This window comes from Streptomyces sp. NBC_01707 (assembly GCF_041438805.1).
GTDB lineage: Bacteria > Actinomycetota > Actinomycetes > Streptomycetales > Streptomycetaceae > Streptomyces.
The window spans coordinates 4,127,129-4,148,389 of sequence record NZ_CP109190.1 but is presented as its reverse complement, the minus strand read 5'-3'; the positions used below and the strand labels follow the sequence as shown (position 1 = coordinate 4,148,389).

Below are 21,261 nucleotides of genomic sequence, written 5' to 3'. Positions count from 1 at the left end.
GCGGACGGACCGCACCCCTTGTGTCCGTCATTCCGTCCGCAGGCCGTCCGGTCGCATGAGCCGCCACAGCAGCGGCAGCGAGACCAGGGTGACCAGCAGGATCAGTGCGCCACCCGCCCCCACCATCGGCAGGAACACCCACCATTCGGTCACCTTCTTGGCGATCATCCTGGTCATCACGGCGCCGAGCCCGAGCCCGCCCGCGACCGCCACCACCAGGCCGATGACCACCGGTACCGCGGTCTGCCAGAGCACCGACCAGCCGAGGGTGGTCCGCCGGGTGCCGAAGGCGATCAGGACCGACAACAGGCGTCTGCGCTCCCGCAACTGCTCCAGCTGGGAGACCAGCATCGAGGCGGCGATCAGCAGCAGGGTCACGGTCGCGCCGACCTGGAGGCCGGTCTGCACGCTCGCGTACTGCCGGTCGCGCGTCATCGAGTGCAGGGAGGAGACGCTCATGCCGGGGTCGATCCTGGCCGCCGTGTTCCGTACGTACTCGGAGACGTCCGCGACGTTCTCGTCGACCTTGATCTGCGCGTTGACCGTCGCGCCGGGCAGCGTACTCGGGTCGACCGCGCCGACCGTGGCCATGATGCCCCAGTGGTCCTCGCCCATCGGGTCGGGGCGGGAGACGACGGTCCGGGCGTCGGCGGGCAGGGTCCACCGCTTCGACTTCACGCCGTCCGGCTCGATGGACGAACTGATCTCGACCTCCTTGCCCTTGCGAGCCGTCTGGTCCATCCAGGAGGTCATCTCCTTGTCGTTCCTGGGGTGGACGACGAAGACGTCGCCCTCCTTGCAGGAGTCGATCCGGGCGATCTCGCGCAGGGTCGCGCAGTCGCCGACGGACAGTGAGGTGGTGGGGCGGATGTCGCCCTCGTACTTCCCCGGCCGGGTGACGTACACCTCGACGGTGCCGATGACGGCCTGTACGCCCTTGGTGGCCCGGAACTCCTTGATGGTGCGCGCGGCCGCGTCACCGGGCACGTTCTCGGAGGACGTCGTGAACTGGGCCCGCGAGGGATCCTGCCCGGTGATCCGGTTGAAGTCGTCGCCCACCGCGGCGAACAGCATCTGCAGCGCCACCGCGCCCGCCACCGCGACCGTGATGCCGCTGACCGCACGGGACGCCGCCCCGCTGCTCAGCTGGAGCCTGCGTGTCGCGAGCTGCCAGGGCACCGGGCCGCCACGCAGCCGGTTCACACACGTCTCGACCAGCCACGGCAGCAGCAGCGCGAGCCCCACCAGGACCAGGATGGCGCCGGCCGCGATCGGATACGGATCGACAGTTGTGTTCTCGTCGACGTTTCCGGTCAGCGCGAGCACCGTCACGCCCAGGACCGGCATCAGCAGCCGCCACCAGAGACGGCGTCTGCGGCTGCGGCTGTTGCGTACGACTCCGAGCGGTTCGATCACCACCGAGCGCAGGGCGGTCAGAGTGACCAGCACCGCCGCCACCGGAATCGACACCGCGATCAGCGCCGCCAGCCAGGGGGCCGGGACCAGATCGGCAGGGAAGGCGCTGACGTCCCACACCTCGACTCCGCCTATGAACCGACGCCCCACCAGGAAGAGCGCCAGACCCGCCAGCAGGCCCAGCACGGCACCGAAGAGCGCCTCACCGGCAGCGATCCGGCGGGTCATCCGGATGTCCGCGCCGACCAGGCGCAGCGCCGCGAGCCTGCGGTCGCGACGGTCCCCGCCGAAGCGCACGGCGGTCGCGATGAAGATCGCGACCGGCACCAGCAGGACGACGCAGGTCATGATGACGAGCACGATGAGGACGGGGGACAGGGGCTCGGGTGGGGCCTGGTCGCCGTAACCGGCGAGCCGGTGGCCGCCCGCGGCGGCGGTCAGGGTGGCGCTGCCCGCGTAGTAGCGCAGTTCGCCCGGGGAGCTCAGTCCCGGATCGGCGATGGTGCCGGTGATCCGGTACGGCAGCCGCTCCTTGAGGAGTCGTCCTTCCGGGGAGGCGAGCAGATCCTTCAGGGCAGGCGAGAGCACCATCTCGCCGGGGCCGGGGAAGTCGGCCACGCCGGGCGGGGTCACCGGGTGCGCCCCTTCCGGCCGCATCAGGAAGCCCTCGACGGAGCGGCCGCGGAACTCGGACTGCGTGCTGATCCGCAGCACCGTGGAGTCCGACTTCGGGACGGTGTCGTTGCGTGAGACGCGGGCCTCGGCGCGGGCCTGGTCGCGGGCGGAACGCTGTTCGAGCAGATGCGGTACGGAGGAGGCGACCAGCAGCAGCGCCACACCGAGGCCGACACCGACCGCGGTGAGCACGGTGCGCGTCCAGCCCTCCCGCCCGCCGGAGGAGGCGAACCGGATGCCGAGGCCGAGGTCGCGCAGCAGGGCGATCGCGCGGGAGGGCTCGGTGGGCCGGGGTTGCTCGGCCGCCGGGACCTTCCTCGGTTCGAGCAGCGTCATGCGATGTGCTCCAGGTCGCGGGCACGGCCGTCGCGGACGGTGACGTCCCGGTCGGAGTAGGCGGCGATGCGGGCCTCGTGCGTCACCAGGACCACGGCGACACCGGCGGACCGGGCGGCCTCGGTGAGCAGGTTCATCACCCGCTCGCCGTTGAGGGAGTCCAGGGCGCCGGTCGGCTCGTCCGCGAAGATCACCTTCGGGGAGGAGGCCAGGGCGCGGGCGATGGCGACGCGCTGGCCCTGGCCGCCGGAGACCTCGCCGGGACGCTTGGTGCCGAGGTCGTCGACCTCCAGGCGCTCCATCCAGCGGAGGGCGGTGCGTTCGGCGTCCTTGCGCCTGGTGCCGCTGAGGCGGAGCGGCAGGGCGACGTTCTCCACGCAGGTCAGCTCCGGGACGAGCTGTCCGAACTGGAAGACGAAGCCGAAATCGGTGCGGCGCAGGGCGCTGCGTTCGGCGTCGGACATCGCGGAGAGTTCGCGGCCCGCGTAGCTGACCGTGCCGCTGTCGGGGCTGATGATGCCGGCGAGGCAGTGCAGCAGGGTCGACTTGCCGGAGCCGGACGGGCCCAGCACGGCGACGATCTCGCCGGGGTGGACGGAGAACGAGGCGCCGTCCAGGGCGGGTGTCGAGCCGTACGCCTTGTGCAGGTCGTGGGCGACGAGGAGGGAGCCGGCCGGGGTCATGCGACGACCTCGAGGGCGAGGCGGTCGAGGCGGGCGGCGGTCAGTTCCAGCCAGCGGAGGTCGGCCTCGAGGTGGAAGAGGGCGTGGTCGCAGATCAGCTGATCCGCGAGGTCGCCGCCGCGCTTGCGGTCGGTGAGGATGCGCATGAGGCGCAGGTGCTCGGCGCGCTGCGTGTCCAGGAGGGTTTCGGCGCTGCGGCCGGTGAGCAGGGCCAGGACGACCTTCGTGTACAGCGTCGACTGGAGGTACGGCTCCGGCTTCTCGGGCTGCGCGAGCCAGTCGGCGACGTCGGTGATACCGGCCTCGGTGATGGCGTATCGCTTGCGCTCGGGGCCGCCGCCGCTCTCTATGCCGTCGACCTCGACGAGGCCGTTCTTGAGGAGGCGGGACATGGTCGAGTAGACCTGGCCGTAGTGCAGGGGGCGGTCGTGGCCGAACTTCTCGTCGAAGGTGCGCTTGAGGTCGTAGCCGTGGCGGGGGCCGGACTCGAGGAGCCCGAGGAGGGTGTGACCGATAGACATGCGGACACTATAAGTGGTGTGTATACCTCGCGTGTATATCCGGGTGGGGCGGTCCCCCTCGAGGTGAGGTGGGGCACGCCGCCGTGCCGCGCGGTGCCGCCTCGAGCGGGCTCACGGCGACCCCGTGCCGACCCGACGGCATCGCGCCCCGCGCCCACGGGAACGGGCCCCGGGAGGATGCTCCCGGGGCCCGTTCCTTGCGTCACCGTGTTCAGCGGCGCGGTGCCAGCACCTGCTTGAGCACGTCGTGCACGTACGTGTTCGGGTGCTTGCCCGAGAAGCTGTCGGAGAGCGGACCGCTCGCCGTCACGGGCACGTCCACGCTGGTGTGTCCCGACGTGGTCCAGTCGATGATGAACTTGCGGTCGCTGCCGCGGATCGAGAACGGACCGTCCTCGGCGGAGATGGCGTCCCCGGACTCGTCGGTGCCGTCGACCTCCTCGACCGAGAGACCGCCGGTCTCGTGGTCACCGGTGACGACGAGCAGCGTGTCGGGGTGCGTCGCGATGTACGCGCGGGCGACCGCGACGGCCTTCTCCAGCTGCTGCATCGACTGCAGGACGCGCGTGCCGTTGTTGGAGTGCGCGAACTCGTCGGTGCCTTCCTCCTCGACCATGAGGAAGAAGCCCTTCTTGTTCTTGTCCAGGCTGGTCAGGGCCTTGCTGGTCATCGTGCCGAGGTCCACGACCGGGCTGTAGACGTCGCCCTGGCCCTCGGGGCGCTGCTGGAACATCTCCTCGTTGCTGAACAGCCCGAGGATCTTGCCGTTCTTGGCCTTGCTCAGCCCGCTCGCACTGTTGACGTACGAGTAACCGGCCTTCTGGGCCTTCTTGATCAGGTTGCCCTTGGTGCCGCGGCTGCCCTCGGTCGTGTCCTCCGCCGGCTTGTCATTGAACGCGCCCGGCGTACCGGCCGGCAGCCACCAGTCCTCGCCGCCGCCCAGGATGACGTCGGGCTTGCTGACGTCCAGGTACTGACGGGCGATCTCGTCCTGCTGTCCGCGGTCCGCGGTGTTGGCGAAGAACGCCGCCGGGGACGCGTCGGTGACCTGGGCGGTGGTCACCAGTCCGGTGGCCTTGCCGGCCGCCTTGGCCTGCTGGCCGAGGGTCGCCAGCGGGTTGCCGTCGACGTCGACGCTGATCGCGCCGTTGTAGGTCTTCTCGCCCGTGGCCCATGCGGTCGCCGCGGCGGCGGAGTCCGTCACGACGGCCTTCGGGTCGTGCGGGGTGGTGGTGAGCTGGCCGGATGCCGCGAGGCGGTCCATCGCCAGCTGGCCTTCCAGGCCGGAAAGGTTGAGCCTTGCCGCCTCGCGCATCGAGGCGCCCATGCCGTCACCGTTGATGAAGATGACGTTCTTCGCCGTGGGGGTCTTCGCCTTTGCCGCCGACTGCGGAGCAACGGCCGACGCACCCAGCGTCGGGTTGAGCACCATCGTGGCGACTGCCGCCACGACGGCCGCGGCAACGGGTGCTCCCCATCGCGCACTACGCACGCGTCTGTTCACAACAGCTCCTCGTGAATTGCATAGCTTTCACATGCGAACGTAGGTGTGGGGTCGGTACCCGTCGTGAACGAGAGGCGTCGGGAGACGGAACAACCCGCAGCCGGGGCTTCGTCGGCCCGGTTCCGCTCGTCGCCCTCGGCCCCGGGAAGACCTGCCGGAGCGCGGCGGGCACGGTCGGATCCGGCTTCCTCCAGCGGCGTCCGCCGGGGACGACGGCTGCGTGCCCACGATCGCCGGACGGGCCGGTCCTCCGGCCCGTCCGGCACTGCGGGGCAGGCGCCCGGCGCCCGGTCCCGTCCGCCCCCCTACTCCGCCGGGGGCTTGGGGGGACGGCCCCGGCGGGGGATGGGGGACGCTGTCGTCGGCAGGCGGCCCGCCTCCGCCAGCGCCCTGCGCAGCAGGAACTCGATCTGGGCGTTCGCGCTGCGCAGTTCGTCCGAGGCCCAGCGGGCCAGCGCGTCGTGCACCGCGGGGTCCAGCCGCAGCAGCATCTGCTTGCGCTTCGGGGTTTCTTCCGTCACTGGTAGAGCGTGCCCGTGTTCAGGACGGGTTGCGCCGCGCGGTCACCGCACAGCACCACCATCAGGTTGCTGACCATTGCCGCCTTGCGTTCCGAGTCGAGCTCGACGATGTCCTGTTCCGCGATCCGGGTCAGCGCCATCTCGACCATGCCGACCGCGCCCTCGACGATCTGCTGACGGGCCGCGACCACCGCCCCCGCCTGCTGGCGCTGGAGCATCGCGGAGGCGATCTCGGGGGCGTAGGCGAGGTGGCTGAAGCGGGACTCGATGATGCGTACGCCGGCGGCCTGCACCCGGGCGGTGAGTTCGGCGCCCAGCTTCTCGGTGATCTCGTCCGCGTTGCCGCGCAGTGACAGGCCGCCCTCGTCGTGGGCGTCGTACGGGTACTCGATCGCGATGTGGCGGACGGCCGCCTCGGTCTGCGTGGCGACGAACTTCCGGAAGTCGTCGACCTCGAAGAGTGCCTGCGCGGTGTCCTCGACCTTCCAGACGACGATCGCGGCGAGCTCGATCGGGTTGCCGTAGGCGTCGTTGACCTTGAGGACCGCGGTCTCGTGGTTGCGGACCCGGGTGGAGATCTTGCGGCTGCTGGTCAGCGGGTTGATCCAGCGCAGTCCGTCGGCGCGGATCGTTCCGACGTACCGGCCGAAGAGCTGGATGACGCGGGCCTCACCGGGCGCCACCATCTTGACGCCGCTCATGCAGAAGAGCGAGGCGACGGCGAGGAGCACCCCGACGACGAGGAGCGGGATCCCCGCCCCGTTGTGGCCGTGGGCGCCCAGGGCGCCACCGAAGATCGCCAGGCCGACGCCGAGGAATACGCCGAGAACGGTCAGGAGCAGGCCGAAGCCGCCGGGGATGGAGTGGGCCGTGGTCTCCCGGACCTGTGGCTCGGGCATCTCCGGAGCGCCGTCGGTCTGCGCCGCTATGGCGTGGTCCGTCATTTTTTCCCCCTGTTTGTGTGTCTAGCTCGTTGCTAGCAATGTGATTACACATTAAGCGAATTCGCAACCATGTGCACCTCCCGGGAGTCGGTTCCTTAAGGAACGGGTGCTGATTGTCACGTCCGGAAAAGACCGGATCGCTTGCATTTTGTCCTTGTCGACAGTGTTAGCTGTCTGGGCTGAGCGGATCAGGCGAGCAGAGAAACGGGAGCGATACAGCGATGGGTCGAGCGGATGCGCGACGAGCCCAGCAGCGCGGAGCGCGGCGGGCCGCGAAGAGCGGCGGCATACGCAGACTCTTCACCTGGCGGAAGATGCTGGGCACGTTCTTCGGGTTCTGCCTGCTGATCATGGGCGCCTTCGTGGCGCTCTACCTGTACGTGGACATACCCAAGGCCAACGCCCTGGCCGAGCGGCAGAGCAACGTCTACCAGTACAGCGACGGCACAGTGCTGACCCGGACCGGTAAAGGGGTCAACCGCCAGATCGTGGACCTCGCCGAGGTCCCGAAGGAGGTGCAGCACACCTTCGTCGCCGCCGAGAACAAGACGTTCTACAAGGACAAGGGCGTCGACCTGAGGGGCACCGCGCGCGGCATCTTCAACACGCTCTCCGGCAAGGGCAAGCAGGGTGGCTCGACCATCACCCAGCAGTACGTGAAGAACTACTACCTGACGCAGGACCCGACGGTCAGCCGCAAGCTCAAAGAGCTGGTGATCTCGCTCAAGGTCGACCAGAAGAAGGACAAGAACTACATCCTCGCCGGGTACATCAACACCGCGTACTACGGCCGCGGCGCGAGCGGGATCCAGGCCGCGGCGCAGGCCTACTACGGGGTCGACGCCAAGGACCTCAACGTTTCCCAGGGTGCCTACCTGGCCGCGCTGCTCCAGGCCCCCAGCCAGTACGACTGGGCGGTCGCGACGCCCACCGGCCGGAGGCTCGTCAAGGAGCGCTGGGCCTACACGCTCGACAACATGGTCGAGATGCACTGGCTCGACCAGGCCCAGCGCGACACCCTGAAGTTCCCCGTCCCGGACAAGCCCAAGCCCGCACGCGGCATGGAGGGCCAGACCGGATACCTCGTCGAGGCCGCCAACAAGGAGCTGGACAAGCAGGGCATCACGGGGGACATGCGGGAGGCCGGCGGCTGGACCTTCACCCTGAACATCGACAAGAAGCGGCAGAAGCAGCTGGAGGCGTCGGTCGACCGCCAGCTGGAGTCCAAGCTGGACCGCAAGGGCAACAAGGTCGACGCGACCGTCCAGGCAGGTGCCACCTCTGTCGACCCGAAGACCGGCGCAGTCGTCGCGCTCTACGGCGGGGTGGACTACGTCAAGCACTACATCTCCAACGCCACGCGCCGGGACTACCAGCCCGCCTCCACCTTCAAGCCGCTGGTGCTCGCCTCCGCGCTGGAGAACGAGTCGAAAACCCAGGGCGGCGATCTGATCGGCGTCAACACCCGCTACGACGGCACCAGCAAGCGGCCGGTCGTGGGCAGCGACACCCCGTTCGCCCCCGAGAACGAGGACAACCAGAGCTACGGTGATGTCACCGTGCAGACCGCGATGAACAAGTCGATCAACTCGGTCTTCGCGCAGATGGTGGTCGACGTCGGCCCGCCCGCGGTGAAGAAGACGGCGCTGGCGCTCGGCGTGCCGGACCAGAACTTCCCCGAGCGCCCGGCCATCACACTGGGCACGATGAACGCCTCGACCTGGGACATGGCGGGCGCGTACGCCACGCTCGACAACCACGGCCGGAAGGTCACCCCGTTCATCGTGAAGTCCGCCAAGCACCGGGACCGCACCGTCGACCCGGTCGAGGGCATCGGGAGTCAGGTGATCAGCCGCAAGTCCGCCGACACCGTGACCTCCGTCCTGAGGGGCGTCGTGCACAGCGGCTCCGGCCAGGCGGCCAACACCTCGGCCTACGAGGCGGCGGGCAAGACGGGTACCTCGGAGAACAACAAGTCGGCCCTGTTCGCGGGCTACACCCCGGAGCTCACCACGGTCGTGGCGCTCTTCGGTGAATCCCCCAAGGAAGGCGGCGGTCAGGTCAGTCTGACCGGCACCGCGAACTCCGGCCGGGCCAACGGTGGCGGCTTCCCGGCGCAGATCTGGGCGGACTACACCCTCGGCGCGCTGGGCGGCGGCTCCAGCGCCCAGTTCGATCTCCAGGACGTGGAGCGCGGCGAGGTCACCGTGCCGGCCAGCCCGTCGACGAGTCCCTCGACGTCGGAGAGCCCCGACCCGTCGCCGTCCGAGTCGTCGGATCGGCCGTCGCAGAGCCCGATCGAGACGCCCAGCGACCCGGCCAGTCAGTCGCCCATCGAGCCGCCGAGCGAGTCCCCCGTCCTGCCGAGCGAGTCCCCCGTCCTGCCGGGCGGCGGAGCGAACTCCGGGCGGCCCGGACACAACAACCCGCTCAATCAGTGAACGCATGAGAGAGCGATGAACGCACGGGAGAGGGGCGGTGCCGGACGGGCACCGCCCCTCTCCCGTGTTTCTGCGTACGACGGTGTCAGCCGCCGTTGACCTCCTTGGCGATCCGGTCGCCGAGGTCCTGGTCGACGTTGCGCCAGTACTGCAACGCCCGCTCCAGGACGGGGCGGCTCACGCCGTCCAGGAGATGTCCGGAAATGTTCGACACGAGCCGATCGCGTGCCGCGTCGTCGAGCACCTTGCGGACCATCGTGCCCGCCTGGCCCCAGTCGTCGTCCTCCCGGTGCAGCTTGTACGCCTCGTGGACCATCTCACCCGCGGTGGCCCAGCCCGCCGGGTCGCCGAAGCGTTCGGTGTCCGCGGCCGGTCCGCCGTACGAGTTCGGCGCGTAGACCGCCCCCGTGCGCGTCGGCTCGTACCGCATCGGGCCGTCCTTCGCGTACGAGTTCCGGCCGAAGCGCGGACGGTTCGGCGGCAGCTGCGCGTAGTTCGGGCCGATCCGGTACCGGTGGGTGTCCGGATACGAGAAGAGCCTGCCGAGCAGCATCTTGTCGGGCGACGGACCGATGCCGGGCACCAGGTTCGACGGCTCGAAGGACGCCTGCTCGATGTGGACGAAGAAGTCCTCGGGATTCTCGTTCAGCGTCATCCGGCCGACTTCGATCTCCGGGTAGTCGCCGTGCGGCCACACCTTCGTGAGGTCGAACGGATTGAACCGGTAGTCCGGCGCGTCGTCGAACGGCATGATCTGGACGTACAGCGTCCAGCTCGGGTGGTCGCCCCGCTTGATCGACTCGAACAGGTCACGGCGGTGGACGTCGCCGTCGATACCGGCCATCTCGTCGGCATCGGCCTGGGTGTAGAAGTCGATGCCCTGGTCGGTCTTGAAGCGGTACTTGACCCAGAACCTCTCGCCGCCCGCGTTCACCCACATATAGGTGTGCGAGCTGTAGCCGTTCATGTTGCGGTACGTCTTCGGGATGCCGCGGTCGCCCATCAGCCAGGTGACCATGTGGGCGGACTCGGGAGAGAGGGTCCAGAAGTCCCACTGCATGTCGTGGTCGCGCACCGCGCTGTCCGGGCGGCGCTTCTGCGAGCGGATGAAGTCCTGGAACTTCATCGGGTCCCGTACGAAGAAGATCGGCGTGTTGTTGCCGACCATGTCGTAGTTGCCGTGCTCGGTGTAGAACTTCAGCGCGAAGCCGCGGGGGTCGCGCCAGGTGTCGGGGGAGCCCTGTTCGCCGGCGACCGTGGAGAAGCGGGCGAGCATGGCGGTCTGCTTGCCCGGTTGGAAGAGGTCCGCCTTGGTGAACTGGCTGACGTCGTTGGTCACCTTGAAAATGCCGTAGGCGCCGGAGCCCTTGGCGTGGACCACTCGCTCGGGGACCCGTTCACGGTTGAACTGGGCCATCTTCTCGATGAGGTAGTGGTCCTGGAGCAGGATCGGGCCGTCGGATCCGACGGTGAGCGAATGTTCGTCGCTCTCCACCGGGATCCCGGCATTGTTCGTGGTGTAAGGAGCGTTCTTCGTTTCCTCGGTCACGAGCGTCCTCCCGTCGGTGCGGGGTGTCGGTCAGGTCGTCCAGGCGGCGCCCGGTCACGACTGAGTCAACTCCGACGACGAGAGGTCGGCAACATGTAGACCTTGTCCAGACTTGGGTTAATTCGTCCTGATTTTATTGCTGGCCGCGAGTCGGCATCTCGAACCAGACGACCTTGCCGGTGGACAGCCGGGTCGCACCCCACCGCCGGGCCAGCCGGTTCACCAGGAAGAGCCCGCGGCCGCCTTCGTCCATGTCGCGGGCCCGGCGCTGCCGGGGCAGCTGCGGGGCGTCGTCGCCGACCTCGCAGCGCAGGATGTCGGTCCGCAGCAACCGCAGCGTGACCGGTCGCTCCGCGTACCGCACCGCATTGGTCACCACCTCGCTGACCAGCAGTTCCACCGAGTCCGAGAGCTCGTCGAGGCCCCATCTGCTGAGCGCCCTGCGGGCCAGCCGCCGGGCCCGTCCGGGGGCGGAGTCCTCGGGCTCCAGGAACCAGTACGCGACATCGCTCGGCGCGATCCCGTCGAACCGGGCGGCGAGCAGCGCGATGTCGTCGTCGCGGTCGCCCGGGCCGAGCATGTCGAGCACGTCGTCGCAGAGCGCCTCCAGCGGCGGCGAGTGATCCGGTCCGGTGAGCTGGGCGGTGGCGGCGAGCCGCTCGCGCAGCTGCTCGATACCGGTCCAGACGTCCCGCAGCCGGGACTCCACCAGACCGTCGGTGTACAGCAGCAGCGTGGCGCCCGAGGGCGCGTCCAGCTCGACGGCCTCGAAGTCCACCCCGCCGACGCCGATCGGGGCGCCGGGCGGTACCCGCAGCACCTCGGCGCGGCCGCCCAGATGGAGAAGCACGGGCGGCGGGTGTCCGGCGTTGGCGATGGTGATCCGGTGCGCGACCGGGTCGTACACCGCGTACAGGCAGGTGGCCATCCGGTCGCTGCCGAGCCGCTGCGCCTGCTCGTCCAGGTGGTGCAGCACCTCCTGCGGCGGCAGGTCGAGCCCGGCGAGGGTCTGTGCGGTGGTGCGCAGCTGGCCCATGATGGCCGCGGAGGTCATGGAGTGGCCCATGACGTCGCCGACGACCAGGGCGACCCTGCTGCCGGGCAGCGGGATGGCGTCGTACCAGTCGCCGCCGACCCGGGCCGTCTCGGCGGCCGGGAGGTAGCGGGAGGCGAGCCGGACGCCGGTGGGCTGCGGCAGCGAGTCGGGCAGCATGGTGCGCTGCAGCTCATCGGCGATGTAGGCCTCGCGCCCGTACAGCACGGCCTTGTCGATGCCGAGCGCGGTGTGCGTGGCCAGCTGGGCGGCGACCAGCAGGTCATTGGCCTCGAACGGCGGCCGCTCGGTACCGCGCAGGAAGACGGCAGCACCGATCACCCGCCGGCGGCCGCGCAGCGGGGCGAGGATCACCCGGTGGCCGGAGGGGACGGTGCGCCCGGCGCCGAGCAGTTCGGGCAGGGCGACGCGGGCCGCCGCGGAGTCCCCGAAGACGGGCCGTACGCCGCGCAGCACCTCGGCGAGCGCACCGCCCGCCTGCACCTCGCAGAGTTCGGCCGCGGGCGTCAGGTCGGCGTGCGGGTCGATGGTGGGCGGGCGCAGTCGCTCGGTCTCCGGGGAGGTCTCGGTCTCCTCATCGTTTAAACGCAGCCGGTCGGACCGGCGCAGCCGCAGGATGAACGGAGTGGCCGGGCGCTCGTCGCCGACGGGGAGCGGATCGCGGAGGTAGACGAGTATGGCGTCGGAGAACGTCGGCACGCTGGCCCGGCACAGGCCGAGGACGATCTCGTCCAGGTCTATGCCGCGGGCGATCCGGCGGGTCGCGGCGCCCACGAAGCGCAGCCGGTCACCTTCGCGGCGGGCCACCGTCTGCGGGTCCGGTCCCGCCGCCGCTGTGCTCGGCGTGACGGCGGGGGCCGGTGCCGTCGCGGGGCCGGGAATCGCCGTGGGATTCGAGCCGGTGCCGGCGGGCGTGGCCGGCTTCGGGCCCGACGCCGCTGCGGGGCCGGGAATCGCTGCGGTGGCAGGGGCGGCTGCCGGCGCGGCGTCCTGCTGCCGCGGCCGGGCGCGTTCCTGCGACCGGGCGGCGAGAGGCTGCCGGCCTTCGTGGGAGGTGGGATGCTCCGTCACGCGTGGGGTTCCGTCCGTCCGGGCCGGTTGTATGAGGCAATCACCTTGTGGGGCGCCACTGTGCCCCGGAGAGAGCGTTGATGACAACGGCTGCCATCGCATGCCCAGCTCTGCGGGGCCGAAACCGTATGCCTGCGGGGTGTGTCGCTGACAACGTTTCCGCCGTTTCGGCGGCGGACAGCGTGCACATCTCCACCCCCTCGTAGTGGCTCGTGCGGTTGTTGCTGCTCATGCAACTGATGCGGCTCATGAAGATCGTGCACTCGTGCGATGACTCGCGGTCAGGTCGTGTGCCGCGCCCGCCGATTGGAGCGGAGCAGCCCTCCGGAGGACGATCCTACGTTTGCCCCCCTGGGGTGCATCAAGGGTCTCACGACGGCATATGCGAGGGCGTACGGTCCCAGTCATCCGGCAGAGCGGGCACCTGCCACCGCGGATCGGGCCGCCAGTTCTCCCAGCCGTCCCGGAACGGAGCGCCCCAGGTGTTGATCACGTCGACGGCCGCGCGGCCCGCCTCCCGTACCCGCCGCGCGGTGTCCCGGTCCATCAGACCGACCCGCTGCGCCTGGGCGAATTCGTCCTCGTCCAGCCAGCGCCAGCTTCGGTCGGGGTGCACGGCGATGTCGAGAAAGTGATCCTCGGAGTCGACGCCGCCGGCCCAGCGGGTGCGCGGTTCCTCCAGGTTCACGTACCAGTTGCGAAAGCTCCAGCCTCGGTCCCAGAACAGCCAGACCGACCAGGGTTCGCCGGGTCGGGCGAGTTTCAGCACGCCCCTGCCGAACCAGGTCGAGCGGGCGACGGTGCGGGGCGCGGTGTACCGGGTGGCGAGCGGCTCGGCGTGCACGCTGGTGCCGTCGGCGAGGACCGGTCTGATGCATTCGGTGCCGGGTGCCATCCAGACGGCGAGCAGTTCGTCGGTGTCCTGGACGACGGTGACCGGCCGGCAGATGTGGACGGGGCTGTGGGCGTCGCCGGGCGACCGCGGACCGTTGCCGCGGTAGCGCCACAGGATGTGATCGCCCGGCGCCCAGTACCCGGCGTCCGAGCGATCGACTTCTGCGCGCGCGTTGTCTCCCGTACCTGCCATGGAGAGATCTTAGGGATGCGGCCGCCCGGTTGCTGCGATCCACGTCACGGGCGGGTCATACGCAACACGTCGAGCGCTTCGTCGAGCTGTTCCACCGTGAGATCGCCGCGCTCCACATACCCCGAGGCCAGCACCACTTCGCGGATCGTCCGCCGTTCGGCGAGCGACTTCTTGGCGACCTTCGCCGCCTCCTCGTAGCCGATGTACTTGTTCAGCGGGGTGACGACGGACGGTGAGGACTCCGCATACTCCCGGGCCCGTTCCACGTCGGCCGTGATCCCGTCGACGGTACGGTCAGCCAGCAGCCGGGAGACGTTGGCCAGCAACCGGACCGACTCCAGCAGGTTCTTCGCGATGACCGGCAGCATGACGTTCAGTTCGAAGTTGCCCGCCGCGCCCGCGACGGCGACCGTCGTGTCGTTCCCCATCACCTGGGCGGTGACCATCAGGACGGCCTCGGGAATGACCGGATTCACCTTCCCCGGCATGATCGACGAGCCCGGCTGGAGGTCCGGAAGGCTGATCTCGGCCAATCCGGTGCGCGGGCCGGAGGCCATCCAGCGCAGGTCGTTGGAGATCTTGGTGAGCGAGACGGCGATCGTGCGGAGCTGACCCGATGTCTCGACGAGCCCGTCCCGCGCGCCCTGCGCCTCGAAGTGGTCGCGGGCCTCGGTGAGCGGAAGCCCGGTGACGCGGGCGACCTCGGCGATCACGGCGGCGGAGAAGCCGGGCGGGGTGTTGATGCCGGTGCCGACGGCCGTGCCTCCGAGCGGCAGTTCGGCGAGGCGCGGCAGCGAGGCGTTCAGCCGCTCGATGCCGTACCGGATCTGCGCCGCGTAACCGCCGAACTCCTGACCCAGGGTCACCGGCGTCGCGTCCATCAGATGTGTACGGCCCGACTTCACGACTGTTGCGAACTCGGCGGACTTGCGCTCCAGCGCGGCCGCCAGATGGTCCAGGGCGGGGATCAGTTCACCGGTGACGGCCGCGGTCGCGGCGATGTGGATGGACGACGGGAAGACGTCGTTGGACGACTGCGAGGCGTTGACGTGGTCGTTGGGGTGGACCTCACGGCCGAGCCGTTCGGTGGCGAGGGTCGCCAGGACCTCGTTGGTGTTCATGTTGGAGGACGTGCCGGACCCGGTCTGGAAGACATCGATCGGGAAGTGCGCGTCCCAGCGGCCGTCGGCGACCTCGGCCGCCGCGTCCTGGATCGCGTCGGCGATGTCCGGGGCGAGCACCTTGAGCTCGGCGTTGACCTTGGCCGCGGCGGCCTTGATCCGGGCCAGGGCCTCGATGTGAGCCCGTTCCAGGCGCTGGCCGGAGATCGGGAAGTTCTCCACGGCGCGCTGCGTCTGGGCCCGCCATCTGGCATGCGTGGGGACCTTCACCTCACCCATCGAGTCGTGCTCGATGCGGTACTCGGTGGTGTCGGCCGGGCCGGCGGGTGTCTGTGCGTCGTCCATGGGGTTCAACCTCCTGAAAAAGTTGAGCACTTGTCTTGTTCTGCGTATTCCCAAGTCGCCTACCGGCCAGTAAATACCGGGGGTAACCACAAACCGGGGAGGCGCAATGAGGCGCACCAGACACAGACTCCGCCGTACGGTCGCGGCTGCCGCGGTCTTGGCGGCGGCGATGGGCGGCACGACCGCGGCAGCCGGACCGGCCGGCGCGGCACACCGGTCCGGTACCACCCCTACCGCATCCACCCCCCTCCCGCCCGAACTGGAGGCCGTCCGCGCCGCCGAAGCCACCCGGCTGTACGGCGACCCGGCGGAGCGCCCGCTCGCCGACCGCAGGACCGGGCTGATCTCGCTCGGCGACAGCGAGATCTCCGGCGAGGGCGTCGGAACGTACGAAGCGGGCACCAACGGTCCCGACAACTGGTGCCACCGCTCGCCCGACTCCGCCATCCACCGCACCGGGATCCCCGCCGACGTCACGTACAACGTCTCCTGCTCGGGCGCGTACACCGGAAACATCGTGATCGGCGGGACCAGGCAGTACGCCGACGAACTCGTGCAGAGCGACAACCTCGCCATCAAGGCCCGCAACACCCGCATCAAGATGATCGTGCTCGTGGCCGGCGCCAACGACGACCTCCAGTTCGGCCCGGTGATGACGGACTGCGTGGAGCGCTGGGTGCTCCTCAAGGGCGCCTGCCGGCCGACGTACGAGGGCGGCTGGCAGGCTCGGGTCGACGGGCTCGTCCCCAAGGTCGAGAAGACGGTTCGCGACCTGCAGACCGTCATGTCCGACGCCGGATACGCCAGTGGCGACTACAAGCTCGTGGTCATGGGCTACCCCAGCCCGATCGGCCCCGACTTCAACGACAACCCGAACTTCCCCGGCAAGATTCCGGGTGGCTGCGCCGGTTACGACTCCGACGCCGCCTGGGGCCGGAACGTCGCCGTCCCCGCCTTCGAACGCGGAATGCGCAAGGCCGCAGCCGACACCGGGGCCGTCTACCTCGACAACTCCCGGCTCTTCCACGGCCACGAGGTCTGCATGGAGGACACCTGGGCCCGCGGCCTCTACATCGACCTGTCGCACTTCCCGCCGGACTCCAACTCCGTCCGGCAGTCCTTCCACCCCAACGCGCGCGGACACGCCGCCTTCGCCTCCTGCCTGACCCAGATCTACAACTCCGGTCTGCGCGAGGCGAGCTGCGCAGACCCGGCGAGCACCGGCAAGCCGGTCCTGGAGCCTGCCGCCTGGGACTCGGTCTTCAAGCCCCTGAGGAACGCGGCCACCGGCACGTGTGTCGACGTCCCCGCGTCGGTGACCCGGAACAACACGAAGATCGCGGGCTGGGACTGCCACGGCGGTCGCAACCAGGGCTGGTGGTACGACGCAGGCACGAAGACCGTCCGTACGGAACTGAGCCACGACCGGTGCCTCGACGTGCCGGGCGCCGACTACCGGGCGGGTGTCACGCTCATCCTGTGGAACTGCTCGGGCGCGGCGAACCAGCAGTTCGTCCAGGAGTCGGGCACGCTGCGCCCGGCGGCTTCGACCGGGCTGTGCCTGACGCTCGCGGCGGCCAAGGACCCGCTGAAGCTCCAGGCGTGCGACGGGACCGCGAAGCAGCGCTTCGCGTAGGGCCGCAGGGCGCATGACGGCGGGGCGGTCGCGCGCCGCGGCCACCCCGCCGTCACTCGTCCACCGCCTCGCTCAGGGACCGGACCGTCGGCGACAGATAGAGCCGCCGCAGCGGCACCGGAGGCAGGCCTCGCTCCCGCATCGCGGTGGCCAGACGGATCGCGTAGAGCGAATTGCCGCCCAGATCGAAGAAGTTGTCGTCGGGGCCGACCGGCACGCCGAGGACGGACTCCCAGATTCCGATAAGTTCCGCGAAGAGGCCGGTGGGGGCAGTGGTGCCGGGCGGGGCGTCGGCGAGGGCCTCGGCCGGGGCCGTCGGGGCGGGCAGCCCGGACGGGTCCAGCTTGCCGTTCGGGGTGAGCGGGAGCTGCTTCAGGGCGGTCACCGAGGCGGGCAGCATGTGATCCGGCAGCAGCTTCGCGGCCCTCCGGCGTATGTCGTCGGCCGTGCCGACCGGGTCCGCCGCCAGAACGACGTACGCATCGATCCGCACACCCGCCGCGTCCAGGAACGCGTCCCCGGACACCGTCACGGCCGCCGCGGTCACGGACGGATCGGCCAGCAGCACGTGACGGATCTCGTCCGGCTCGATCCGGAAGCCGCGCACCTTCACCTGGCTGTCGATCCGGCCCAGATGCTCCAGCGTGCCGTCCGGGAGCAACCGGCCCAGATCGCCGCTGCGGTACATCCGTCCGCCGTGCCACGGGTCGGGTACGAAGTGCTGCCCGGTCAGCTCCGGGCGGCCCAGGTACCCGGTCGCGACCCCGGCGCCACCGACGTGTATCTCGCCGGGTACCCCGGGCGGGACCGGCCTGCCCCGGGCGTCGAGCACGTACACGTACCAGCCGGGCAGTGGACGTCCCACCGAGCGGGATCCGCACAGCGTCGTGTGCCGGGTCACCGTCTGCGCCGTGACATGGACCGTCGTCTCGGTGATGCCGAACATGTTGACCAGCCGGCAGCGGTCCTCGGGGTGGCGGTCGAACCAGTCGCGCAGCGGGCGGACGTCCAGCGGTTCGCCGCCGAGGACGACCAGGCGCAGGGCCAGCGGCGGCCCGTGGCCCCGGCGTTCGCCGTGCTCCCGGTCGGCGGCCATGAGCTGGGTGAATGCGGACGGGGTCTGACTGAGGACGGTGACCCCCTCCCGCGCGAGCAGGGCGTGGAAGTCGGCGGGGGAGCGCGACAGCCAGTAGTCGACGACGACCAGCCGGGCGCCGGTCAGCAGGGCGCCCCAGATCTCCCAGACGGAGAAGTCGAAGGCGCTGGAGTGGAAGAGGGTCCACGTGTCGCCGGGGCCGAGACCGAAGTCGTCGCGGGTGGCTTCGACGAGGGCGAGGACATTGACGTGGGGCACGACGACGCCCTTGGGGCGGCCGGTCGAGCCGGAGGTGTGGATGACGTAGGCCGGGGCGGTGGCGGGCCGGGCGGTGAAGGCCTGATGCTCGCCCGGGTGGCCGGTGAGGGTGGTGGTGTCCTCCACCGTCAGCCGCAGCCCGGCGTCGTCGGCGATACGGGCGCGGCGGTCCGCGGGGTGGTCCGGATCCAGCGGTACGTAGATCGCGTCCGCCTTGAGGACGGCGAGCATCATCGCGACGAGGTCCGTCGAGCGGGGCAGGCAGAGACCCACATTGTCACCGGGCAGGACGCCCCCGGCGCGCAGCCCGGCGGCCAGTTCGTCGGCACGGGAGTCCAGCTCCCGGTAGGTCAGGGTGTGCTCGCCACAGGTCAGGGCGGGCGCGTCCGGACGCAGGGCGACCTGGTCCGCGAAGGCCTCGTCGATGCGGCGGGAAGGGACGGACGGCGGGGCGGCCGGGCGGCCGAGGGCGAGCTGCTCGGCGGACTCCGTCTCGTCGAGCAGGACGAGGTCGATGAGAGGGGTCTCGGGCGGCACGGTGGCCAACTGGTCCTGTACGCGCGCGACATGGCCCTCGGAAAGGGCGGCTTCGTCGATGACGTCGTCGCCCGGAGGAGTGAGAGGAGCGAGAGGAGCGAGAGGAGCGAGGGGAGTGGCCAGGAGGTCCCCGACCGTACGGTCCTCGGACAGGTCGGCTTCGAGCACGGCCCGGCCGTCGAACGCGCCGAGGGCGTACCCGGGCCGGTCGGGCGCCGATACGGGCACGGTCACGCGCACGGACGACCTCCCCTCGTACCGTCCGCGCACGAGTGCGGTGGCGGCGGCGCGCCGCAGGGCTGCGGGGGCGGGGACGAGACCGGGATGTGCGGCGGGGGGGCGTTCGGCCGTCCGTACCTCGTCCGGCCCGAGCTCCCCGCCGAGCACCCGGGAGATCAGCCGGAGCGAGGTCGCGTCCAGCGCCGCCGGATCGGCGACGAGGACGAGATCACCGGGACGGGGAACGGGCGTGCGCACGGTGCCCTGCGCGGTCCCGTCGGCGGTCTCACCCGCGAGGCCGCCCGCGGTCCCGCCTGCGCGGGCGTCCACGAGGTCGCCTGTGGTGCCCGTCGCAGGGGTGTGTACGCGCCCGCCCGCGAACACGCCCCCGGACCCACCCGCGCCCTCCACCTCGTACCGCAGCAGCAGCACCCTCAGCAGCTGCCCCGGTCCGAGCGGACGTCGGGTCTCGGTCTCGCGGCGGCGTGCTGCCCTCTCCGAGTCCGCCGGTGCCGGGACGGTCTCGGTCCACAGCCGGGGGTGCGGGCCGTCCGGCCACCACCGCTTCGACGCCGTCGCGAGCACGGTCGCGACGGCGTCGTTCGTCGCGCCCCGTGGCAGGCGGACCGTCAGCGTATGGGGGGCGATCGGCACCGGTGCTCTCCTCCTCGTCGGGGTGCGCCTCAGCGCGTCGTGAATCCGCCGTCGACCGTCAACACGCTCCCCGTCACCTGACGCGACTCGTCCGACGCCAGCCAGAGCGCCGCGTCCGCGACATCCTGTGGTTCGACGAGTGCGTTCATCGGCTGCGCCCGGACGAACGTCTCCTCATGCTCGGCGACCGGCACCTCCAGCGACCGGGCGATCTCCGCGAGCATCCGGCCCTCCATCGCCTCGTCGTCCCGCACCGACCCGGGGCACACCGCGTTGACCCGGACCTTGCGCGGGGCGTAGTCCAGTGCGACGGCCTTGGTCAGCCCGACCAGGCCGTGCTTGGCGGCGACGTAACCGGCGAAGTGCCGGTAGCCGACCAGGCCCGCCGTCGACGCGATGTTGACGATGGAGCCGGAGCCCTGCGCGGTCATCCGCCCCCCGACGGCCCGGATCGCCCGCCAGGCGCCACCGAGGTCCACATCGATCATCAGCTGCCACTCGGGCTCGGTGATCTCATGTGCGGCACGGCCCGAAGGGGCCGCGATCCCGGCGTTGTTGACGAGGACGTCGATCCGGCCGAAGCGTTCCTCCGCGTCGTCCGCCGCCGCCTCCAGCGCGCCGAGATCCCGCACGTCCGCCTGCCGGGTCAGCACGGCGGCGCCCGCATCGCGGCAGAGCTCCGCCGTGTACGCGAGCTGGCTCGACGAACCGAGCGGATACGGAACGCCGGGCAGCGGACCCGCCACATCGAGCAGCACCAGATCCGCGCCCTCGCGGGCGAACGTCAGCGCACAGGCCCTGCCGAGCCCGCGTGCCGCACCCGTGATCAGAGCGGTCCGCCCGGCCAGCCGGCCGGTGCCGCCGCTCGTCGTCATACCTCGCCCAGTTCGGTGGCGATCAGTTCCAGCAGCGCGCCCGGCCGGTCGGCCAGATACATGTGCCCGCCGTCCAGCTCGGCGACGGTCAGTTTCCCGCTCGTCGCCCACCCCCACTCGGCGGCGCCGGCCGCGCCGACGAGCGTGTCCGTACGCCCGCGGACCGAGACGACGCGTACGGTCAGCGGCCGTTCGGAGGCCGGCCGGTAGCTCTCGTGCAGCTGTACGTCGGCCCGGAGCGACGGCAGCAGCAGCTCCCGCATCTCCGGGTCCTCCAGCGCCGGATGCGCGTACCCGGCGAAGCTCTTCACCCGTGCGACGAACTCGTCCTCCGGCAGTCCGCCCGCCCGGTCGGTGCGGGCCGTCCACGGACCGGGCGAGCCGCTGACGAAGAGCGCTTCGAGACGGATCCCCGGCTCGCGTTCGAGCCGGTGCGCCAGCTCGTACGCGAGTACCGCGCCCATACTGTGCCCGAACACGGCCACCCGTCGGCCCGTGCCCCCGAGCGCGGCGGTGACCTGGGCGTACGCGTCGTCCACGGCCTCGGCAGCCGAGGTGTACGCGGGCTCGGCGAACCGCTTCTCCCGGCCCGGCAGCTGCACCGGAAGGAACGTCAGCCCCACCGGGGCCTGCCCCTGCCAGGGCGTGAAGAACGACGCACCCGCCCCGGCGAAGGGCAGGCAGATCAGGACAGTCTCTTCCACGGTCTCTCTTCCGG

The 21,261-nt window shown here is 70.6% G+C and carries 15 protein-coding genes; 2 read left to right on the top strand and 13 right to left on the bottom strand.

Annotated features, from left to right (window positions below; genetic code table 11):
- Positions 1-27: 27 nt before the first annotated feature.
- The 6 genes from OG963_RS18520 to OG963_RS18495 all read right to left on the bottom strand — a co-directional run bounded on the left by OG963_RS18520 (position 28) and on the right by OG963_RS18495 (position 6,600).
- The gene (locus tag OG963_RS18520; protein ID WP_371799256.1) at positions 28-2,427 is read right to left on the bottom strand and encodes an ABC transporter permease; all 2,400 of its coding nucleotides are present in this window, start codon (positions 2,425-2,427) and stop codon (positions 28-30) included.
- A complete protein-coding gene (locus tag OG963_RS18515; RefSeq protein ID WP_093772931.1) occupies positions 2,424-3,110 on the bottom strand; it encodes an ABC transporter ATP-binding protein in 687 nt (228 codons plus the stop codon). The genes OG963_RS18520 and OG963_RS18515 overlap by 4 nt, the downstream gene beginning before the upstream one ends.
- Positions 3,107-3,631, bottom strand: a complete 525-nt coding sequence (locus OG963_RS18510; protein WP_030914991.1) for a PadR family transcriptional regulator — start codon at positions 3,629-3,631, stop codon at positions 3,107-3,109. The genes OG963_RS18515 and OG963_RS18510 overlap by 4 nt, the downstream gene beginning before the upstream one ends.
- A gap of 211 nt (positions 3,632-3,842) precedes the next feature.
- Positions 3,843-5,135, bottom strand: a complete 1,293-nt coding sequence (locus tag OG963_RS18505; RefSeq protein WP_319736791.1) for an alkaline phosphatase — start codon at positions 5,133-5,135, stop codon at positions 3,843-3,845.
- Positions 5,136-5,440: 305 nt separating this feature from the next.
- Positions 5,441-5,626, bottom strand: coding sequence for a hypothetical protein (locus OG963_RS18500; protein ID WP_051877984.1), 186 nt, complete (start codon positions 5,624-5,626; stop codon positions 5,441-5,443).
- Between the two features lie 26 nt (positions 5,627-5,652).
- The gene (locus OG963_RS18495; RefSeq protein WP_093772929.1) at positions 5,653-6,600 is read right to left on the bottom strand and encodes an SPFH domain-containing protein; all 948 of its coding nucleotides are present in this window, start codon (positions 6,598-6,600) and stop codon (positions 5,653-5,655) included.
- A 221-nt stretch (positions 6,601-6,821) separates the two neighbouring features.
- On the opposite strand from OG963_RS18495, the gene OG963_RS18490 reads away from it, so the two are divergent.
- Positions 6,822-9,041, top strand: coding sequence for a transglycosylase domain-containing protein (locus OG963_RS18490; RefSeq protein WP_093929475.1), 2,220 nt, complete (start codon positions 6,822-6,824; stop codon positions 9,039-9,041).
- Positions 9,042-9,126: 85 nt separating this feature from the next.
- On the opposite strand, the gene OG963_RS18485 is transcribed toward OG963_RS18490, so the two are convergent.
- The 4 genes from OG963_RS18485 to OG963_RS18470 form a co-directional block, all read right to left on the bottom strand.
- Positions 9,127-10,590: a catalase gene (locus tag OG963_RS18485; protein WP_093772925.1), complete on the bottom strand. Its 1,464-nt coding sequence runs from the start codon at positions 10,588-10,590 to the stop codon at positions 9,127-9,129.
- 133 nt (positions 10,591-10,723) lie between these two features.
- Positions 10,724-12,715 carry an ATP-binding SpoIIE family protein phosphatase gene (locus OG963_RS18480; RefSeq protein WP_093772923.1) on the bottom strand — a complete coding sequence of 664 codons (1,992 nt, stop codon included), beginning with the start codon at positions 12,713-12,715 and terminating at the stop codon, positions 10,724-10,726.
- A gap of 370 nt (positions 12,716-13,085) precedes the next feature.
- Positions 13,086-13,802 carry a DUF402 domain-containing protein gene (locus tag OG963_RS18475; RefSeq protein WP_093772921.1) on the bottom strand — a complete coding sequence of 239 codons (717 nt, stop codon included), beginning with the start codon at positions 13,800-13,802 and terminating at the stop codon, positions 13,086-13,088.
- A gap of 44 nt (positions 13,803-13,846) precedes the next feature.
- Positions 13,847-15,268, bottom strand: coding sequence for a class II fumarate hydratase (locus tag OG963_RS18470; RefSeq protein ID WP_371799255.1), 1,422 nt, complete (start codon positions 15,266-15,268; stop codon positions 13,847-13,849).
- A 106-nt stretch (positions 15,269-15,374) separates the two neighbouring features.
- Between OG963_RS18470 and OG963_RS18465 the strand changes: the two genes are divergently transcribed.
- Positions 15,375-16,904 carry a ricin-type beta-trefoil lectin domain protein gene (locus OG963_RS18465; protein WP_319324670.1) on the top strand — a complete coding sequence of 510 codons (1,530 nt, stop codon included), beginning with the start codon at positions 15,375-15,377 and terminating at the stop codon, positions 16,902-16,904.
- Between the two features lie 52 nt (positions 16,905-16,956).
- Here OG963_RS18465 and OG963_RS18460 read toward each other — a convergent pair whose 3' ends face one another.
- From OG963_RS18460 to OG963_RS18450, 3 genes are read right to left on the bottom strand one after another with little or no spacing between them, the layout of a single operon-like run.
- On the bottom strand, positions 16,957-19,668 hold the full coding sequence (locus OG963_RS18460; RefSeq protein WP_371799254.1) for an amino acid adenylation domain-containing protein: 2,712 nt from the start codon (positions 19,666-19,668) through the stop codon (positions 16,957-16,959).
- 29 nt (positions 19,669-19,697) lie between these two features.
- Positions 19,698-20,543, bottom strand: coding sequence for an SDR family oxidoreductase (locus OG963_RS18455; RefSeq protein WP_093772913.1), 846 nt, complete (start codon positions 20,541-20,543; stop codon positions 19,698-19,700).
- Entirely contained in the window at positions 20,540-21,247 is a 708-nt protein-coding gene (locus OG963_RS18450) for a thioesterase II family protein (RefSeq protein ID WP_093772911.1), read from the bottom strand. Before OG963_RS18450 ends, OG963_RS18455 begins: the two co-directional genes overlap by 4 nt.
- Positions 21,248-21,261: the final 14 nt, after the last annotated feature.

Excerpts from the sequence above, each read along its gene's own strand:
- OG963_RS18520 (WP_371799256.1), bottom strand. The coding sequence starts at position 2,427 with ATGACGCTGCTCGAACCGAGGAAGGTCCCGGCGGCCGAGCAACCCCGG.
- OG963_RS18515 (WP_093772931.1), bottom strand. The coding sequence starts at position 3,110 with ATGACCCCGGCCGGCTCCCTCCTCGTCGCCCACGACCTGCACAAGGCG.
- OG963_RS18510 (WP_030914991.1), bottom strand. The coding sequence starts at position 3,631 with ATGTCTATCGGTCACACCCTCCTCGGGCTCCTCGAGTCCGGCCCCCGC.
- OG963_RS18500 (WP_051877984.1), bottom strand. The coding sequence starts at position 5,626 with ATGCTGCTGCGGCTGGACCCCGCGGTGCACGACGCGCTGGCCCGCTGG.
- OG963_RS18495 (WP_093772929.1), bottom strand. The coding sequence starts at position 6,600 with ATGACGGACCACGCCATAGCGGCGCAGACCGACGGCGCTCCGGAGATG.
- OG963_RS18490 (WP_093929475.1), top strand. The coding sequence starts at position 6,822 with ATGGGTCGAGCGGATGCGCGACGAGCCCAGCAGCGCGGAGCGCGGCGG.
- OG963_RS18475 (WP_093772921.1), bottom strand. The coding sequence starts at position 13,802 with ATGGCAGGTACGGGAGACAACGCGCGCGCAGAAGTCGATCGCTCGGAC.
- OG963_RS18470 (WP_371799255.1), bottom strand. The coding sequence starts at position 15,268 with ATGGACGACGCACAGACACCCGCCGGCCCGGCCGACACCACCGAGTAC.
- OG963_RS18465 (WP_319324670.1), top strand. The coding sequence starts at position 15,375 with ATGAGGCGCACCAGACACAGACTCCGCCGTACGGTCGCGGCTGCCGCG.
- OG963_RS18455 (WP_093772913.1), bottom strand. The coding sequence starts at position 20,543 with ATGACGACGAGCGGCGGCACCGGCCGGCTGGCCGGGCGGACCGCTCTG.